Below are 18,178 nucleotides of genomic sequence, written 5' to 3' on the forward strand. Positions count from 1 at the left end.
TTTTTAAGTTAATTTCTAAGTGCTTTTATCGCTTCCGGAGTCGTTGTTTTCTTATCTCCAAACTCTGTTTTTACGTAATTGATTATTGCGGCAAGCTCATCATCTTTCAGGAAAGAATAACTCGCCATATTTTGCTCATAGCTTACGCCATTAATTGGCTTCTTGTCTTTTGTTCCTTCTAGCAACAGTTTTGTAAATGCTGTTAGATCGTTTATGCGTGCAGAATTCACGAGTGGCGGAAAAGAGTTTGCGACGCCCTTTCCATCCTCCTTGTGGCAGGATGCACAGTAGTTCTTATACAATACTGCAGCATTTTGATTGCTGGAAGCCGCTGTAACTTTCGGATCCTCTTGTAAAAAAGACTGTGGCTTCTGATCGGTAATCCGCAGGCGAATAATACGATCGTCATTCTCTTTCGGGAATCCAGGCTGAGGGTTCCAATCCCTGTTGCTTGTAGAAAGTAACACATCGCCATTAGGCAGTACTAAAACCGCACGCATACGCCCAAAGTGCTTCCCAAAATAAATGTGCTCTTCCTTTATGCTATGCTGATCATCATTAAGGTTTAATACGCGCAACGTTTGGCTCTTAAGCGTTACGAGCAACAAGGAATTCTTCCATTCCGAAATCTCATCATGGTTGTAATAAGCCATACCTGCCGGGGCTATTACAGGTGTCCATGATCGGATAGGTTCAGTCATTTTGGTTTTTGCTGTAATGGCCAACTCCTGATCCGTGTCGTGTTTGCCCTCGATTAATGGCCAGCCGTAATTATGCAATGGTCGAACCCAATTGACTTCATCCTCAATGGCATCGCCATGCTCCGCAGTAAACAGATTACCATCTTTATCCAAGGTCATCCCCTGAATATTTCTGAAGCCCCAGGCATATACTAAGCTGTTGGGAATAGGATTATCCGCTGGCACAGAGCCGTCTAAATTCATGCGCAGCACCTTGCCATTTAAGGTCGTTGAATCCTGCGCCATATTATTGTCCGCGACATCCCCTGTTGCCCAATAAAGAATATTGTTCTTATCGATCAAAAGGCGCGTCCCATTATGCCCGTTCGCGCCTGCAACGCTAAGAATTTCCGTCGGATTAATGAGCTCCGTACCGTTATACTGATAGCGCATGAGCGTTGAAACCACCAAAGAGTCTCTCTTTTTCGTATAGTTTAAAAAGACGTATGGATCATCGGTTGTATTCTTTTGAATCGTTATGTCCAATAAGCCGGGGGTCGTTCTTGTAAAAACATCCTCTATCTCTAAAAGTGTCCTCACCTCTCCCGTCGTTAGATTCAGCTCTTTTACTTTCCCCGCGATCTCAGTAAAAAGAATCTTATTGTCTATATAGTCCATCCCCCATGGAACTGACAATCCTTCAGCGACTGTACTTACTTCTAAGTAGCTGTTATCAAGTTTAAGATATTCCGCATGAACATCTTTCACGGTGAAATTATGATCCGTTTGCCTGCATGCTGTAAAAAAGAGGCAAGAGAAGATTAAAATGTTAATAAATGGTTTAGGTTGAAATATCATTATAAATATCCGTTTTTCAATTGTTCCGCTGCATAATCGACAGCTCTGGCAGTCAATGCCATGAAGGTCAGCGAAGGGTTCTGATTACCAACACTAGACATACAAGCACCGTCAGTTACGAAGACGTTCTTACAATGATGCAACTGATTGTATTTGTTCAACAAGGAATACTTAGGATCCTCTCCCATACGAACGCCACCTACATCATGTACTTCCAAGCCAGGCTGCCTTCCAAAAGCGATATGCTGATCTAGCTTCTTAATATTCTTACAACCTGCTTTCTCTAAAATGGAAGTCCCTTCTTTAAAGAAATCCTCCATCATCGCTACATCATTATCCGAATAACCGATAGACGTAATGAGCTGTGGCAGGCCGTACTTATCCTTTTTATCAGGGCTTAAGCGTACATGGTTCTCATAAATAGGCAATACCTCTCCTTGCATCATCATCGAAATCTTCCATCCTCCCGGTTCCAATATGGCATCCTTAAAGGTAGCACCCAAGGTATTCAATCCCGGATTGCGACCCCAGCCATCACGATTCGCCGAATAGGCAATCAGATAAGAGCCCTTAAAGGTCTCCGCATCGCTGTGAATATTCCTGAAAGCAGGAATAAAAACCTGAGTTGGTCTGCGTCCGTAATAATAGGAATCTTCAAATCCATCGATTTCTGCCGTAATCCTTCCTCTATAATTGTGGAAGGCAATATATCGCCCTAAGAGCCCATTATCATTCCCTAAGCCATTCGGAAAACGCTCCGATTTGGAATTCAACAGGATTAAATTAGAATTCAATGTTGCTGCATTCAGAAAGATCACCTTCGCTCTGTATGTTTTCTTTTCTCTGCTGTTCGCGTCGATTACTTGTACGCCCGCTGCTTTTCCAGTCTTTTCATCGTAGATAATCGACTCGGCGATGCTATCCGTTACGATCGTTAGATTCCCTGTTTTCTCGGCATAAGGTATAGTCGAAGAGTTAGAACTGAAATATCCCCCAAACGGACAGCCACGCTCACAAAGCGATCTTGCCATACATTGACCTCTGCCCTGCTTCTTTTGTTCATCCTTAATCACAGCAAGGTTTGCAGAACGACCGATGATAGCTTTACGGTCTGTAAAGTTCTGATCGATAGAATCCGCGATAGCCTTCTCTACCTGATTCATTTCAAAGGCACCCACGACTTCCGAGTCTGGCATATTTTCAATACCATCACGGTTACCGGAGATTCCTACGAACTTCTCTACATGCGAATACCAAGGTGCCAGATCAGCATAACGAATCGGCCAGTCTATCGCATAGTCATATTTCTTCGGCGCATTGAATTCAAAGTCGCTCCAGCGTTGCGTTTGTCTGGCCCATAATAAAGATTTACCCCCTATCTGAAATCCGCGGATCCAATCGAAAGGCTTCTCTTGAATATACTCTTGATCTTCGTCTTTTATATAAAAGTGCTTAGTCGCCTCGCCATAAGCGTAGTGCTTACTGATAAGTTTATTTTCTGCAACATCAGCTTTGGTCTTTTGCCCTCGGTGTTCAAATTCCCAAGGATCCATATTCGCCGTTGGATAATCATTAATATGCTTAACCATACGCCCTCTTTCGATCAAGAGCGTCTTAAATCCCTTTTCGGTAAATTCCTTCACTGCCCATCCTCCACTGATTCCAGAGCCAATAACAATTACATCAAATTCGCTGTTTAGGTCCATGTCGTTTATTTAAGGTTGTTGATACTTACGATTCGATTCTTTCCATCGTGCTTTTCGATCTTAAATCTAGCCATTTTATCCCCCTTACTTCAAGAAATATTCAAAAAATAGGTTTGCTTGACGATTAGATTCAGCATTCGGAGAATGCTCTGGTCTATTGGTCATCGCGACTCTATTTTCATATCCCAATAATTTGTTCAACTTAATAGTGTGATTCAATGGAATCCATCTTTCGATAGGATCCGACGAACCACCGGATACCAAGAATGGTCGCGGAGCCATTAAAGCATGTAGCTCGTGCAAGTCTTGCTTCGATATCATCAGCTTAGGATATAAGCCTTTTGCTCCATCAATCATTCCGGTCTGTCTCCACGCATTTTGCCAAGGCGGTGGATAATACCCCAAATACCAAGGTTCCCAGTAATTTACACCAGAACCTTTTGTTTCATCAAATACGATCCCCGGATCCGACCACACCGCACATGCAAACTTATCAAACAAACAGGAACCAAACATCGCCCATTTGCCACCATAAGAGTGCCCCATAATTCCAATCCTGTTGGAATCGACTTCTTTATAATTTGCCAACACATACCATGCATTTGCAGCAGCATATGCTAGTGCAGACAGTGGCTGTATTTGTGCGTTATCTATCGATGGATAGTATAACGAATAAGTTTTATTGTTCGTTGTTTCGGTTGTACCGATTGATAAGGTTACAAAACCCTGCTTACATAATTGCAATGCAAAGTCACGCTCCGCTTTACCACGGCCGATGGCCGTTTCAGGCTCGTAAAACACGGTCAAAACCGCTGCTTTCTTACCTTTTGTATGTGGGACCAATAAGTATCCCTGTGTTTCTCGATTAGGCAACCAGTCAAAAGCCACTACATATTCGGTATAGCCCTCGCGAACGGTGGTATCTAAAAACTGAAGCTTCTGATCTTCTAAAAATGAAGGCCATTGCCCCATCTGATCCATCCACTTCGCCTTAATCTTTTCTCTTTGTTTTAACCAAGCTGATTTGCTCTGAATTTCGTTTCCTCCTTCATCGATGAGCACAGATGTATAATCGCCATACTGGTTCTCGAACGCCGCAGGAGCTTGGAAATATGGACTTATTTCTGCCCATACAGCTTTTTTATCCATCTTTTTCTGCGCGAGCAGAGGATGCAGCATACCAATAAATAGTAAAGTGCAAATACAATAATATGGAAACGATTTTTTCATTATACTCATTCTTTCGGTCAAAGACCAAAGTTAGGTGGCAAGCTGGCACTTACCACCGCTTTGGACATTCAAACCTATATTAAACGAAAATCTTTACCATCCTGGATTTTGTGTTAACTTGTCATTTAAGACAATCTCACTCTCCGGAATGGAGTTTAAATAATCTCTACCTAACTTAAATCCATAACCATTTGGAATTGCTTTCTGGAAAGGATCAAGGAAACCGTTTTGATCTACAGGGAATGGATTAGTTGTTATCTGACTCGCTAAGAATCCATGCGGGCGCTTGCCCACGATAACTTCATCCGCTGCAGCCCAACGTGCGATATCATCCCAACGGAAACCTTCGCCAATTAACTCGATGCGACGCTCACGTCTGATCTCGTTCAACAATGGAGTTAAAGTCGGAAACTCCCATTTAGCATCACTGGCAATGCTTCCGATCACGATATTCGGCATGCCTACGCGATCGCGCAATGGCTTGATAGTTTTGTCGATATCAGCTTGTGTAGCACTTCCCAACTCCGCTTTTGCCTCAATATAGTTCAAGAGAACTTCGGCATATCGGAAAAGAATAGAAGGTGTTTCTTCATATTGCTGTACATGATAAATCACATGTGGATCGTATCCCTTTTGAATGATATAACCTGTCGGCGCATTTAAATCCGTCTTCGTATTCAATGTATTATATACAACCGACCAATTCTGCGTTGTCCCATTGGCTGCAATCTTCCATACCTGCGCTGGTGTCGCAATAGTTTGCTTCAACCTTGCATCTCTATTTTGAAACTCTTGAGTAATCGTAGTGTAACCACCAAATAGGCTGTTACCTGTAATAGGTCTACCATCGGTCATTAAATATTGATCGATTGCTTCTTTAGTCATCGAACGACCCAATGGCTGAGACATTCTGAAGTTACGGTCATTTGTAAAGTCGGTATCTCCTCTCGAAAGATCATTATCATAACGTCTCCAGAAAAGAACCTCGGTATTCGAGGTATAATCCCGACGCGTGAAGAGATCAAAATAGTCTGATTCTGGTTTTCCAGTATTATATACGCTGTATAATCCGGAATTCATTACCTCTTCACTCGCCTTTACAGCTATCTCAAAATACTTATTCGGATCAGCGTTCTGCACTCCAAATGGAGTTCCGTTATGATATTTCTGCCAAGTGCCTTCATAGAGTGCCACACGACTTTGCATCAATAAGGCAATCCATTTGTTGATGCGACTATAGCCATTAGTACGGTCAGCATTCAAGTACATCGCAGCGGTATCTAAACATCCAAGGATACGGTCTGCAACGATATTACGCGGCGTTCTCGGACTATAGAGTTCTGGCGAAGTCGTTCCATATACCTGATCTACCCAAGGTATATCACCATATGACTTTAATAAGTTAAGGTAGGTAACAGCTTTAAAATAGTAGGCTTCACCGACATATTGCTTGTAGGTATTGAAGTCATGATTACCTTCCAGTTTTTTATACTCGGTTAAGAAATAGTTTAAGCTACGTACGTTGCCAAAACCTATGGTTCCTGTTGTGGCAACAGTTCTTGTGCCTTGTAATCTTACATCAGGCGTTGAAGCGACCATATTGTCGCTGTTGTAGTCGCCACCATGGTTAGGGTATTTTGGAAAAAATGAAGCGTTGTAATATTGGTTCATATAGATTTCCAAATCCATCGGCTTGGTGAAATAACTCCCCGCTCCCACTTCATCTAAGGGCTGACGCTCTAAGAAATCGTCGTTACAGGATAGCAAGGTCATACTGCTTGCTAATAATATGCTGGATAATTTTAGAAAGTTCTTCATAATCGTCATTACTTTAAGGTTAGGTTTAAACCGAATGATAATATGCTGTTCATGGGATAGATAACCCCACTGGTTAAGTATCCACCTTCGCGGCTATCAGAAGCGATGGCTGTTTCCGGATCGAACACTTTCGGTAAGCTTGAGAAAGTCAACAAGTTTTCACCTGAGAAATAAACCCTAGCACGACTGAACATCTTACCAACTACACTTTCAGGCAAGGTATATCCCACCTGAACATTCTTCAAGCGGATATAAGATGCATTCAACATATATCTAGATTGCGCAAGTCTGTTTTTTCCAGTCTCCACCGTAAAATAAGGCTTCGGTAGATAGGAATCGGTATTCGGGCCCAGGATATTTGTTTCATCTGCCGGTCTCCAATAGTCTAAACCTGGTGAGTTTTTGTAAAGACCTGAGCTTGCCCATGCATTCGTCAAGCCCCAGAACAAAGGTGTCGACGACTCAGGTAAGAAATCACGTTTTCCAACCCCTTGCCAGAACATATTGAAATCAAATCCTTTCCAGTTCATGCCGGCAGTAATACCGAAGTTGTAACGTGCTTGGTCATTGCCGATTACTTTTAAATCACCGTAGTCATCCAATGTACGCGTTCCGTCATTGATAATACCGTCTCCATTCTGATCCACATATTTGATATCTCCAGGTCCCCAGTTCGCATGATATTTCGACTGGTCTGCCATTGGCTCACCTTGTGTCTGAATAATACCATCCGTCTCAAATCCCCAAATCTCACCATATTCCTTACCATTATACCAAGTATCGATACGACCTACCAAGTTCAGGTATTCCAAAATCTGAGTACGGCTATCCCCTAAAGTCACTTTAAAATTATAACCGATACCGTTATTTAATTTATCGTTCCAAGTAGCCACCAATTCAAAACCCTTCGTTTGTAGTTTTGCATTATTGGTTCTTGGTGTTGTCGCTCCTAACAAGAAAGGCAATTCGATCGAAGGACCTAACATCTTGTCTGTCGTCCTATTGTACCAATCGAATGAAACGCCTAGTCTAGATCTCAAGAAAGACATGTCCAAACCTAAGTTTAACGTCGTGATATTTTCCCAAGTAATCTGATCGGAAATAATCGCCGGAATACTAGCATATTGCGGTCTAGAATCGTTAATAATCCAGTTTGTTTCAGGATTAATTGGGATTTTTGAGATATACAGATAGTTCGCAACATTCTGATTTCCTAGCGCACCATATGAAGCGCGAAGTTTCAGGTTATCGATCTTATCTCTTAACGGTTCGAAGTAATTTTCTTTAGATATCACATAACCTACCGATGCTGAAGGGAAGAATGCAAATCGAATATCCTTCGGAAATCTGGAAGAACCGTTGTAGCGACCCGCTACTTCCACCAGATACTTTTCTTGATAGTTGTAGTTGATACGGCCAAAGGCTCCTCTTGTCGCCCAGTGGCTCATATTATCGTCGGCAATAATTCCGCCCAATGAAGTTCCAATCGAAGGGTATTCATCAACAACAGGAGATGTACCTGTAGCATTCAAGCCGGAGTAAACATTCTCCTCTTGCTCAAAACCCAACATTCCTTTGAAGTAATGATCGTCTAATTGCGTTTCGTATGAAGTAACTGCGTTCAATACTTTATACACATACTCGTAATATCCGGAAGTGTAAGATGCTTGTGGCTTACCGATATTTCCGAAACCACCTGTTCCAAGCTCAACCATTACTGGTTTAGGATTCAAACTAGTTTTGGTGTTTTTGATGTTGTAGTTGTAGTTTACGGAAGTTACCCAGCCTTTAATTGGTTCCAACTCTCCACCGATTGTTGCAAGGAAATCGTTGTTACTTTTCTTATCGCGTCCTGAGTCTTGCAATAAACGCACTAAAGGACTTTGAATGGTTCCGTTAATATTGTGGAATGGCATCATCGGAGCGAACATCAACATCTCTCTGAATGTATGCTCGCGACCTACGGTCGTTTCACCCATTGGAAAATCCGTCGCTGTATGTGCCCATTTTAAACTTGAATTGATCTTAAACCAATCCGTCAACTGAGTTGACACATTCGACATCAAGTTATAGCGCTTGAAATAGTCATAGCCAAATGCGTAGGTACCATTTTGCTTATTATAACCTGCCGATAAGAAGTACTGCGTTTTCTCTGAACCGCCTGAAACGTTGATGTTATGCTTCTGACTGAAAGCATTCTTGCCCATCAAGATATGTGGCCAGTCATTATTTGCATTACCATTTCTACGGCCAGCCCAGATATTGTCGATTGGATTCTCCGGGTCATATTCGTAAGGAAAAGTTCCATCGATATATCCTTTAATACGTTCCATTTGCTCATCACTATAAACTGGCGTCAATCCTGCATTCGCATTTGCCTGATTATAAGCAGTTGCCCAAGTGTAAGAGTCGATAAAGCTTGGTAATCTCAATGGCGATGAGAACGAAAGGTTATTGCTGTAATCAAATTTCGCGCCCTGCTCTCTTCTACCTTTTTTCGTCGTAATCAAAACAACACCGAATGGTGCTCTAGATCCATAAACTGCCGATGCAGATGCATCTTTTAAAACCGATACATTGTCTACAGTTTCGGGATCGATAGCATTTAAATCCATCTCCACCCCATCAACGAGGATCAAAGGTGCGCTGGATCCAGAAATCGATCCAACTCCGCGAATGTTCCAAGAGCTTGTTGCACCAGGTTCACCACCGCGCATACCCATGCCGATATTAACGTTGGGCGATGCTCCTTTAATTAAATCAGCAACATTTGTAGCTGGACGATCCGCCAATTGCTTGCTCGAAATAACATCCACGGAAGCCGTTAACTGTCCTTTTCTTTGTGTGCCATATCCCACGACTACGACTTCATCCAAATCGGTTGCATCATCTTGAAGGGTCACATTAACCGTTGTGCGGCCATTGATTCCTACACGCAATGGACTGTACCCGATAAATGAAAAACGTAAAGAATCATTTAGGGAATTAACATCTAAGCGGAAGGCGCCTTTGTCATCTGTTTGAGTCTCCCCGCTCGAACCGATGTTGGACACACTAACGCCCATCAAAGGTACTCCTTGTGAATTCCGAACCGTACCAGTTACAGAACTCCGCTCTTGTGCTCTAGCAGTTACCTCAAACAACAGGAGGAAAACTATTAGCATTAAGGGTCTAATTGATATCATATAAGTGTTTAATTTGGTTATTGATTCACTCTTAAAATCGGCAAGAATCTCGAACTTTTGTTACAATTTCCAACTCACCGTTAACGTTTACAGTCTAGCACTCAAGACTAGGTTTTTCGCACTAATAGACACAAAATGACGTGCCGAATATGTTATTTTATTTTGATTTTAGGATTATGATTTCGACCAATATAGGGCAAATCAAAATTGATTACAAGAAATTTCTTTAAATTTTTCTATCTTTCGACCTAAATCGCTGACTAGACAATAATCTAACGTCATTACACAGGGGTACGTTAACGGAAAATGTAACAAAGTCCTTCAACCAACAAAATCCAATGTGGAAAACGATTATATTAGCCCCAAATCAGCGAAACGATTTACCTAAGTGAACATCAGCAGAACGCTGAATTTTCGAGTAACCTAAAAATATGATAAGATGGATCAAAACAATTTTGGATTTGCAATCATAGGAACCGGCGCCATTGCGGCGATACATGCCAAAGCAATAGCCGATATCCCGAACGCTACGCTGCTCGCAGTTTATAACCGCACAAAAGAGAAAGCTGAAGCTTTTGCATCGACCTATGCTTGCAAAGCTTACCATTCAATTGATGAATTGTTAGCGGATCCGAACATCCATATTATCTCCATATGCACCGCATCGGGGGCACATTTGGACGTGGCGGAGAAAGCGCTTCGCGCTGGAAAGCACTGCCTCATTGAAAAACCCCTGGAAATTACGACTGAACGATGCGATAGCATCATCTCCTTGGCTGAGCAAAACTCACTCCAAGTAGGCACCATCTTCCCCACTCGATTCTATCCGAATAGCATCAAGATTAAAAAACAACTGGATGAAGATGGCTTTGGCGACTTGGTCATCGGATCAGCCTATGTAAAATGGCATCGAAGTCCGGCATACTACCAATCAGCAGCATGGCGAGGTACATGGGAACTCGACGGCGGTGGCGCCCTAATGAACCAAGGCATACACGCTGTGGATATGCTCTTGTGGTACATGGGCGCTGTAGTACATGTTACTGCCCTTACAGCAAATAGATTGCATCAGGAAATCGAAGTTGAGGACACTGTGGTAGCGCAATTACAATTCAAAAACGGCGCATTGGGAACAATTGAGTGTTCGACCGCAGCTTATCCCGGCACCGCCAAGCGCGTGGAGATTATCGGGACGAAAGGTTCCGCTATTCTAGAAGAAAATAGCCTGACGCTTTGGGATTTTCAAGATCAGGAGTCCGATGACAGCGCTGAAGAAACTGCAGTAGTTTCAGGCGGTGTTAGCGATCCAATGGCCATTGGCCATTATGCGCATCAATTACAAATTGAAGATTTTATAGACGCTATCGAGAACAAGCGCCCGCCATTTATTGACGGTGCGGAAGGCAGAAAATCGGTAGAACTTATCTGCGCTATTTATCAAAGTGCAAAAGAAGGTAAACGTATCTACTTATAAACAACCCATAAACCGTTTCATCGAAACCGATAATGCAAAAAGAAATACAAATAGCTCAACTCATCACGGCTCTGCAAAAGGGTGACGTGACGGCTTTTGATCAGCTATATTTTGAGTATGCACCGCTCCTCTACAACCGAATTTTCAAATTGATCAAGAGCCCCGAAATTGTAGAAGAAATCTTGCAAGAGGTCTTCCTTAAGGTTTGGAATATGCGAGCACAACTGGAAGTGGACCGGGGTCTGAAGACGCTTCTTTGCCGAATCGCCGATAACCTGGCCATCGATCATTTCAGAAAAGCGAGCCGGGATAGGGCCCTACAGGAAGAACTGTGGACATCTTCCGTTGGCTTCTATTTACACACGGAGGAGTCGATTTTTGACAAAGAAAAACAACGAATCCTAAACGAAGCCATACAACTTCTTTCGCCTAAACGAAAGGAAATATTGACGCTATGCAATATTGAAAACAAAAGTTATAAGGAAGTTGCCAGCATGCTCGGTATTTCGGCAAATACCGTCAGCAATCTGCTGGTTAGTGCCATGAAAGACATTAAAAATTATATACATTCCAAGTACGAGGGCGCATAAAATCTTCGTCGCGCTAAAGCCCTTTCAAACCCAATACAAACCCCTTTCTAAGCCGTATCAAACCTCTTTTCAAAGGGCTTTGTATTGGGTTTGAAAAGGCTCTGATTGGGTACCTCCTCGAACAAGGTAAAAAAAAATGCATTTCTCAATAGTGCATTCTATATAGTCGTTCGTATATAGAGATAAGTAAGTAACCAAAACTTAGACTATCTAAATGAATGACACAAACAAAGAACGGATCAACATCCTTCTGAACCGATATATAAATGATAAGCTATCCAAATTAGAATTTGACGAACTCATGCATTTAGTCGACGCTTGCGACGATGAACCTTTCCGTGATTCTGTGCGTGAAATTATCGATCGGAATACAGCAGAACTTCCTCGCGAGTTTGTTGATAATCGGATTTCGACAGTCCATGCAAATCTCCGTAAGCTTATTGTTCAAGATATTCAGGAGCAAGAAGAGGCGCGAGTTCGAAGAATTAAACCGCTGTGGTATTGGGCGGCGGCAGCCTCGCTCGTCCTTGTAGGTTTGTTCACCTATCAACGATTCCAACAAACGCCTGTTCCAGAGCTTGCACAAACGGCACCGCTAGACGACATTGAACCCGGCAGCAATAAAGCCAGCATCATCATCGATGGTCAGGAACATATCCTGAAAGATGGGGAGCAGGGGTTGATTATTGGAGACACTAGCATCAGCTATAAAGACGGGGATGTAGCGCTTGCAGGAATACAGACCAATAAAACCATCAGAATTGTGACTCCCTACGGCGGACAGTATAACCTCGTATTATCCGATGGTTCTAAGGTTTGGCTAAATGCGGGGAGCGAAATCAGCTATCAGACAGACTTCGCCAGAGAGAACCGAACTATTGATCTGAAAGGCGAAGCTTATTTCGAGGTTCAAAAGAACAAAAACCTACCTTTTATCGTCCGCAGTCGCGAGCAGGAAATACGTGTTTTGGGAACAGAATTCAACATCAATGCCTATTCGGATGAGAAAATAATAAAGACCACCCTAAAAGGGGGCTCACTTCGGGTGAGAGCGAACAAGCAGCAAACGGTTTTAAAGCCAAATCAACAAGCGCAGTTCAATACAGGCTCCAATGCCCTAGCAACCAAATCGGTCGATGCGGATGCCGCTATTGCGTGGAAAGAAGGGATTATCGATCTGCATGGCATGAGTTTGCAGGAATGTATGCGCAATATTAGTCGCTGGTATGATGTGGAGATTGTTTACCAAAACGATATTCCGTCTATCGAAATGGGAGGTAGAATGAGCCGTGGACTCAAACTATCCACCTTTCAGAAGTTCTTGGAAAACAACTTTAGTATCCATACCAAGTTAACCTCCGACAGAAAGCTTACCGTAGCCTACGCTAATAACAAATAACCAATATAATAACCTCAGGAATTACCATGAAAACGAACGCAAACCCACCATAGAAATAATCGATAGACTAGCAAAGAAGGGAGATGTTGGCCCATCTCCCCAGATAATGTCTAGTATAATTATTGGGAGTAATAACCAAACTTAAAACATTATAGATTACAATATTATGAAAAACTATCAAGGATTGATAAATCCTTATCCAATTCGTTTTATCAATACTTTTTTATCCCGTATTCGATATCAAATTATGATCTTTAAAATCCTATGCATCTTCCTTGTCATCGGAAGTTTCCAGCTGCAAGCGAAGTCATTTTCTCAGCAGCTTTCGTATAAAAAGAAGGCCGCAAAAGTAGAAAGTGCATTTAAATACCTCGAAGACAAGACCAGCTTTGTGATCTTGTATGATCTGAAAGAGCTGAAATCACTCAAACCAATGGATATCAATATCTCCAATGCGAGTGTAACGCAGTTCCTAAACACACTGTTGAAGGATCTTCCTTATGATTATACGATTGAGGACAAAACTATTCTTATCAACAAAGTTAATAAACCAGCAAAGCGAGTGTCAACGGCAAGCAGCAAGGTTACTAATGTGGCTCCGATACAACAAACGCTTCGCGGAGTTGTAAAAGCGGAAGACGGCTCGGCTCTGGAAGCGGTTAGCATCGTGGATGTGAATAGCAAACAAGGTGCAAGCACAGACGCTAGCGGTAATTTCCAGATTACGATCAACTCCTTCCCTACTACGTTGCGCTTTAGCTTGGTAGGCTACGCTACTGCAGAAAGACAAGTAACTTCAGCTTCGCAGGTTCTTAACATCAGCTTGGCTCCACAGGTAAGCGACTTAGATGAAGTTGTTGTGGTTGGTTATGGTACGCAAAAGAAAGTAAACTTAACGGGGGCAGTTGCCGTTGTTAAAAGTGAGCAGTTAACAAAACAACCGGTCGGACAAGCATCCACTGCGCTACAAGGTGCGGCTCCGGGACTGACGGTGACACAAGGTTCCGGACAGCCAGGACGCGATGATGGCGGTCTGCGTATCCGTGGTATCGGGACTTTAGGCAATGCCAACCCATTGGTATTGATCGACGGTGTTGAAGGAAACATCAACAACGTGAATACCAATGATATCGAGAATATCTCGGTGCTTAAAGATGCTTCTTCGGCTGCTATCTACGGTTCTCGTGCCGCAAACGGAGTTATCTTAGTAACCACCAAGCGTGCGAAGAACGAGGGCGTCACAGTAGATTATAATAACTATGCGGGTTGGCAGACTCCAACACAAATGACGGACATGGTTAGCGGCTTGGATCATATGAACTTATTGAACGAGGCTTATACCAATACCGGCAAGAGCCCCATCTTTACGGAGCAGATGATCAAAGATTATACAGCCGGCATGGAAAGCAATCCTGACCGCTTCCCGAATACGGATTGGCAAAACCTGACTATGAAAAACAATGCTTTCATGCAGAACCATTATATTGCGGCGCAGGGTGGATCGGAAAAGGTAAAAGTTTTAGGATCCTTAGGTTTCTTTGATCAGGACGGTATCTTGGAAAACACCAATTTCAGACGTTATAACTTTAGATTGAACAGTGATCTGCAGATCTCCAATAAGGTAAGCGCAGCTTTAGACTTTTTCTTCACCAAATCGGAATTGAAAGAGCCGGCAGGCGGAACTACTTCCATTTTCCATTGGATGCGTCGTATTCCGGCAAATCAAGCGGGGATTCTATCGACAGGTCAATATGGCGAGGGATGGAACGGCGATAACCCAATTGCAAAAGCAAGAGATGGCGGGTTGAACCTGGAAAATCCTTTGAATTCCGTTTTTAATATCGATTTAAAGTATAAGCCTATTGACGGAATGACCGTTAATTTGGTTTATTCTCCGAAATACGAGATCAATCATGAGAAGTTGTTCTACAATACCGTGCAATCCTATTATTGGAATGGCGATAAAGCATATTTGACTCCTCAGAAAAACAGCTTGACGGAAAAATATGAACAATATTGGTACAACAACCTACGTGCAGTTGTTTCTTATGAGAAAACATTGGCTTCAGACCACAACTTCAATGTGATGGCAGGTTTCCAACAGGAAGACCAACGTGATAATTTCTTATCAGGCTATCGTGAGATTTTCTTGATCCCTGAATTACAGGAGTTGAATGCTGGAAATCAAGAAAATAATATAGCGCGCGGAACCTCCTCAGAATGGTCGCTACGTTCGGTTTTTGGACGCTTAAACTACGACTTCCAAGGGAAGTATCTATTTGAAGCGAATGCTCGCTATGATGGGTCGTCAAGATTTGCTGTAGGGAATAAATTTTCATTCTTCCCCTCTTTCTCCGCCGGATGGCGCGTTAGTCAGGAGCCTTTTATGGAATCCTTGAGCTCGGTTGTTTCCGACATGAAGATCCGCGGTTCTTGGGGTAAATTAGGAAATCAAAATATCACAGGCTTATATTCATTTGCCTCTTATTTCAATATTGGTGCTACAAACTATGCTTTTGGAGAGAATATCAGTACCGGCGCGGCATTGACGACGATGGCAAATTCGGATATTCGATGGGAAACGACAAATGTGAGCAATGTAGGTCTTGATTTGACTCTTTGGAGAAATCTGAACATTACAGCAGATTATTTCTATAGAAAAACCTCAGGGATTCTACTACAATTAGACATTTCAAGATATCTGGGTTTCTCTACGCCACCTTTCCAAAATGCTGGAGTTGTTGAAAATAAAGGTTGGGATGTGTCTGTTGCATACAACAACGCTATCGGCGACTTTAAGTACAATGTGGCAGTCAATCTTTCTGATGTGCAGAATAAAATATTGGACATGCGCGGCGTATTACGTACTGGTCTGACAGTAAACCATGAGGGACATCCAATCGGTTCGCTATATGGCTACGAAGCGATTGGTTATTTCAGCTCAGCGGAAGATGTGGCTGGCTCAGCAACACAGATCGGTAACATCGCGCCGGGGGATATCAAATATAAAGATCAGAACGGGGATGGCAAGATTGACGCAGCCGATGAGATCATTATGGGAAGCCCGATTCCTCGCTATACTTACAGTGCTAATTTAGGTGCTTCGTATCGCGGATTGGATATCGCGTTGTTCTTCCAAGGTGTAGGAAAGGCAGATGGATACTTGTATGGACAAGGAATTATGCCTTTCTATCAGGGCGGAACGATTCAAGAGCAACATAAAGATCGTTGGACTCCGGACAACCCGAACGCGGCATTCCCTCGCTTTGCTTTCAATGAGAATAACAACATTCAAAACTCTACTTTCTGGATGAAGAATGCGGCGTACCTAAGATTGAAAAACGTGACTTTAGGATATAACGTACCACTTCCGACATCAGCTAATATGCCAGTGCGTGCATTGCGCATTTTCGCTTCCGGACAGAATTTATTTACGAAAACAAACTTCTGGAAAGGATATGACCCGGAAGGTCCGATCAGTACCGGTGGATGGTATCCGCAAATGAAAGTTTACAGTTTTGGATTAAGTGCCAAGTTTTAATTAAAGAATCATGAAAAGAAAAACATTATCATATACGTTAGGACTGCTACTCAGTATTTCGCTCTACTCTTGTAAGGAAGATTACCTGATTAAATACCCTCTGGATAGCCCTTCTACGGAGACTTTTATCTCGAATGAAGAGGAACTCAATATGGCGATTACAGGCGCGTACAACGCGCTATATCAAGCGCCAAAGGCAACGCCTATGCCTTTCCCCTTGACAATAGACTATGCATCTGATATTGGTTGGGAAAGAAATACCAATGCCTTACAAATACTAGGCTTAGGAAATGCGGATGCGAACAATGATTTCACTTCTGATTTCTGGAACTTACTGTATGTGGGGATACAACGTTGCAATACCATTTTGGATAAAGCCGAAGGCTTGAATGGCGTGGTTCCGGCAGAAACCCTGAACACAAGAATAAGCGAAGTAAGATTTCTGAGAGCATATTATTATTTCTTTCTGAACGAGCTTTTCGGCGGAGTTCCATTGCTTACCACGACCATCTCGCTTGCTGACTCGAAGAATGTGACTAGAGAATCAAAGGAAGCGGTGAACGACTTCATTATGTCGGAAATAGATGCAATTGTTGGGTTTCTTCCAGAGACCGTTACAGGCAATAATCTAGGTCGCGCGACACGTGGCGCTGCGTTGGCTTTAAAATCAAGATCAGCTCTTTTCAACAAGAAATATCAGGAAGCGGCCGACGCGGCAAAGGCAGTCATGGAATTGAATCAGTATCAATTGCATAATAACTTTGAACAGCTATTTAAATATGCGGGCGAGTCTTCTAAGGAGATTATTTGGGCAATTCAATATAAGCGCGGCTTAGCGACGCATAGTATCTCATCGCAGTTTTACTCGAGATTGATGCAAGGCTTTTCGAATAAAATACCGGTTCAATCTTTAGTGGATTCTTACGAATGTATTGATGGTTTGAATATTGATAAATCACCTTTATTTGACCCTACCAAGCCGTTCAAGAATCGCGACCCTAGATTGACGCAGACCGTGGTATTGCCGCAGACACTTTCCTTAGGTGTGATCTTTGAAACGCATCCGGATAGTACCATGACTTGGGATTATAGAGAGGCAACACCTAAGCGTATTGCCAACACGGATGCGACGAACGCCTATGCGACTTTCTCAGGTTATCTATGGCGCAAATACGCGGATCCTGCGGATTTCGTCGACCGTTCGAATTCGGAGTTGAATGCGATCTTATTCCGATATGCGGAAGTACTGTTGAATTACGTAGAGGCGAAGACTGAGCTTAATCAGATTGACAATTCGGTTTATGAAGCGATCAATCAGGTTAGACAACGTCCATCTGTTGCGATGCCAGCCATCAGTACCGGCAAGTCGCAGGCACAGATGCGTTCCATCGTGCGTAAAGAAAGAAAGTATGAGCTAGCGGCTGAAGGTCTTCGCTTATTCGATATCCGCAGATGGAACATTGCGCATCAGGTGATGCCGGGCGATCTGCTAGGTCGTATCCGAACCGGATGGTTAGCTAATGCACCGACAATTGACGAGAATGGTACGCCGAACTATAGCCAGGTGACCAATAGAGCAGAGATGCGCGTCATCGAGAAACGTAATTTCAATGCAGATCGTGACTACGTGTGGCCTATTCCTCGCATTGAAACGGAAACTAATCCTAACCTTACACAAAATAAGAACTACTAATATT

The 18,178-nt window shown here is 42.8% G+C and carries 10 protein-coding genes; 5 read left to right on the forward strand and 5 right to left on the reverse strand.

Annotated elements, in window-relative coordinates; all coding sequences use genetic code 11:
* Nucleotides 1–8: 8 nt before the first annotated feature.
* From B2400_RS15365 to B2400_RS15385, 5 genes are all read right to left on the reverse strand, one after another.
* On the reverse strand, nt 9–1,448 hold the full coding sequence (locus B2400_RS15365; protein ID WP_293934701.1) for a PQQ-dependent sugar dehydrogenase: 1,440 nt from the start codon (nt 1,446–1,448) through the stop codon (nt 9–11).
* Nucleotides 1,449–1,537: 89 nt separating this feature from the next.
* Nucleotides 1,538–3,244 (reverse strand): GMC oxidoreductase, encoded by a 1,707-nt coding sequence (locus B2400_RS15370; protein ID WP_286650163.1) that lies wholly within the window; start codon nt 3,242–3,244, stop codon nt 1,538–1,540.
* 84 nt (nt 3,245–3,328) lie between these two features.
* Nucleotides 3,329–4,393: a prolyl oligopeptidase family serine peptidase gene (locus B2400_RS15375; RefSeq protein WP_293934705.1), complete on the reverse strand. Its 1,065-nt coding sequence runs from the start codon at nt 4,391–4,393 to the stop codon at nt 3,329–3,331.
* A gap of 174 nt (nt 4,394–4,567) precedes the next feature.
* On the reverse strand, nt 4,568–6,292 hold the full coding sequence (locus B2400_RS15380) for a RagB/SusD family nutrient uptake outer membrane protein (RefSeq protein WP_286650165.1): 1,725 nt from the start codon (nt 6,290–6,292) through the stop codon (nt 4,568–4,570).
* An 8-nt stretch (nt 6,293–6,300) separates the two neighbouring features.
* Nucleotides 6,301–9,456 (reverse strand): SusC/RagA family TonB-linked outer membrane protein, encoded by a 3,156-nt coding sequence (locus B2400_RS15385; protein WP_286650166.1) that lies wholly within the window; start codon nt 9,454–9,456, stop codon nt 6,301–6,303.
* A 460-nt stretch (nt 9,457–9,916) separates the two neighbouring features.
* On the opposite strand from B2400_RS15385, the gene B2400_RS15390 reads away from it, so the two are divergent.
* The 5 genes from B2400_RS15390 (at nt 9,917) to B2400_RS15410 (ending at nt 18,174) form a co-directional block, all read left to right on the forward strand.
* Nucleotides 9,917–10,951 (forward strand): Gfo/Idh/MocA family protein, encoded by a 1,035-nt coding sequence (locus B2400_RS15390; RefSeq protein WP_286650167.1) that lies wholly within the window; start codon nt 9,917–9,919, stop codon nt 10,949–10,951.
* A gap of 32 nt (nt 10,952–10,983) precedes the next feature.
* On the forward strand, nt 10,984–11,541 hold the full coding sequence (locus B2400_RS15395) for an RNA polymerase sigma factor (RefSeq protein ID WP_286650168.1): 558 nt from the start codon (nt 10,984–10,986) through the stop codon (nt 11,539–11,541).
* 214 nt (nt 11,542–11,755) lie between these two features.
* Nucleotides 11,756–12,940, forward strand: coding sequence for a FecR family protein (locus B2400_RS15400; protein WP_286650169.1), 1,185 nt, complete (start codon nt 11,756–11,758; stop codon nt 12,938–12,940).
* Between the two features lie 166 nt (nt 12,941–13,106).
* Nucleotides 13,107–16,481, forward strand: a complete 3,375-nt coding sequence (locus B2400_RS15405) for a TonB-dependent receptor (RefSeq protein WP_286650170.1) — start codon at nt 13,107–13,109, stop codon at nt 16,479–16,481.
* 10 nt (nt 16,482–16,491) lie between these two features.
* A complete protein-coding gene (locus B2400_RS15410; protein WP_286650171.1) occupies nt 16,492–18,174 on the forward strand; it encodes a RagB/SusD family nutrient uptake outer membrane protein in 1,683 nt (560 codons plus the stop codon).
* Nucleotides 18,175–18,178 lie beyond the last annotated feature (4 nt).

This window comes from Sphingobacterium sp. UBA6645 (assembly GCF_002455685.1).
In the GTDB taxonomy this organism is placed as follows: domain Bacteria; phylum Bacteroidota; class Bacteroidia; order Sphingobacteriales; family Sphingobacteriaceae; genus Sphingobacterium; species Sphingobacterium hotanense.

Excerpts from the sequence above, each read along its gene's own strand:
- B2400_RS15370 (WP_286650163.1), bottom strand. The coding sequence starts at position 3,244 with ATGGACCTAAACAGCGAATTTGATGTAATTGTTATTGGCTCTGGAATC.
- B2400_RS15375 (WP_293934705.1), bottom strand. The coding sequence starts at position 4,393 with ATGGATAAAAAAGCTGTATGGGCAGAAATAAGTCCATATTTCCAAGCT.
- B2400_RS15380 (WP_286650165.1), bottom strand. The coding sequence starts at position 6,292 with ATGAAGAACTTTCTAAAATTATCCAGCATATTATTAGCAAGCAGTATG.
- B2400_RS15385 (WP_286650166.1), bottom strand. The coding sequence starts at position 9,456 with ATGCTAATAGTTTTCCTCCTGTTGTTTGAGGTAACTGCTAGAGCACAA.
- B2400_RS15390 (WP_286650167.1), top strand. The coding sequence starts at position 9,917 with ATGGATCAAAACAATTTTGGATTTGCAATCATAGGAACCGGCGCCATT.
- B2400_RS15395 (WP_286650168.1), top strand. The coding sequence starts at position 10,984 with ATGCAAAAAGAAATACAAATAGCTCAACTCATCACGGCTCTGCAAAAG.
- B2400_RS15400 (WP_286650169.1), top strand. The coding sequence starts at position 11,756 with ATGAATGACACAAACAAAGAACGGATCAACATCCTTCTGAACCGATAT.
- B2400_RS15405 (WP_286650170.1), top strand. The coding sequence starts at position 13,107 with ATGAAAAACTATCAAGGATTGATAAATCCTTATCCAATTCGTTTTATC.
- B2400_RS15410 (WP_286650171.1), top strand. The coding sequence starts at position 16,492 with ATGAAAAGAAAAACATTATCATATACGTTAGGACTGCTACTCAGTATT.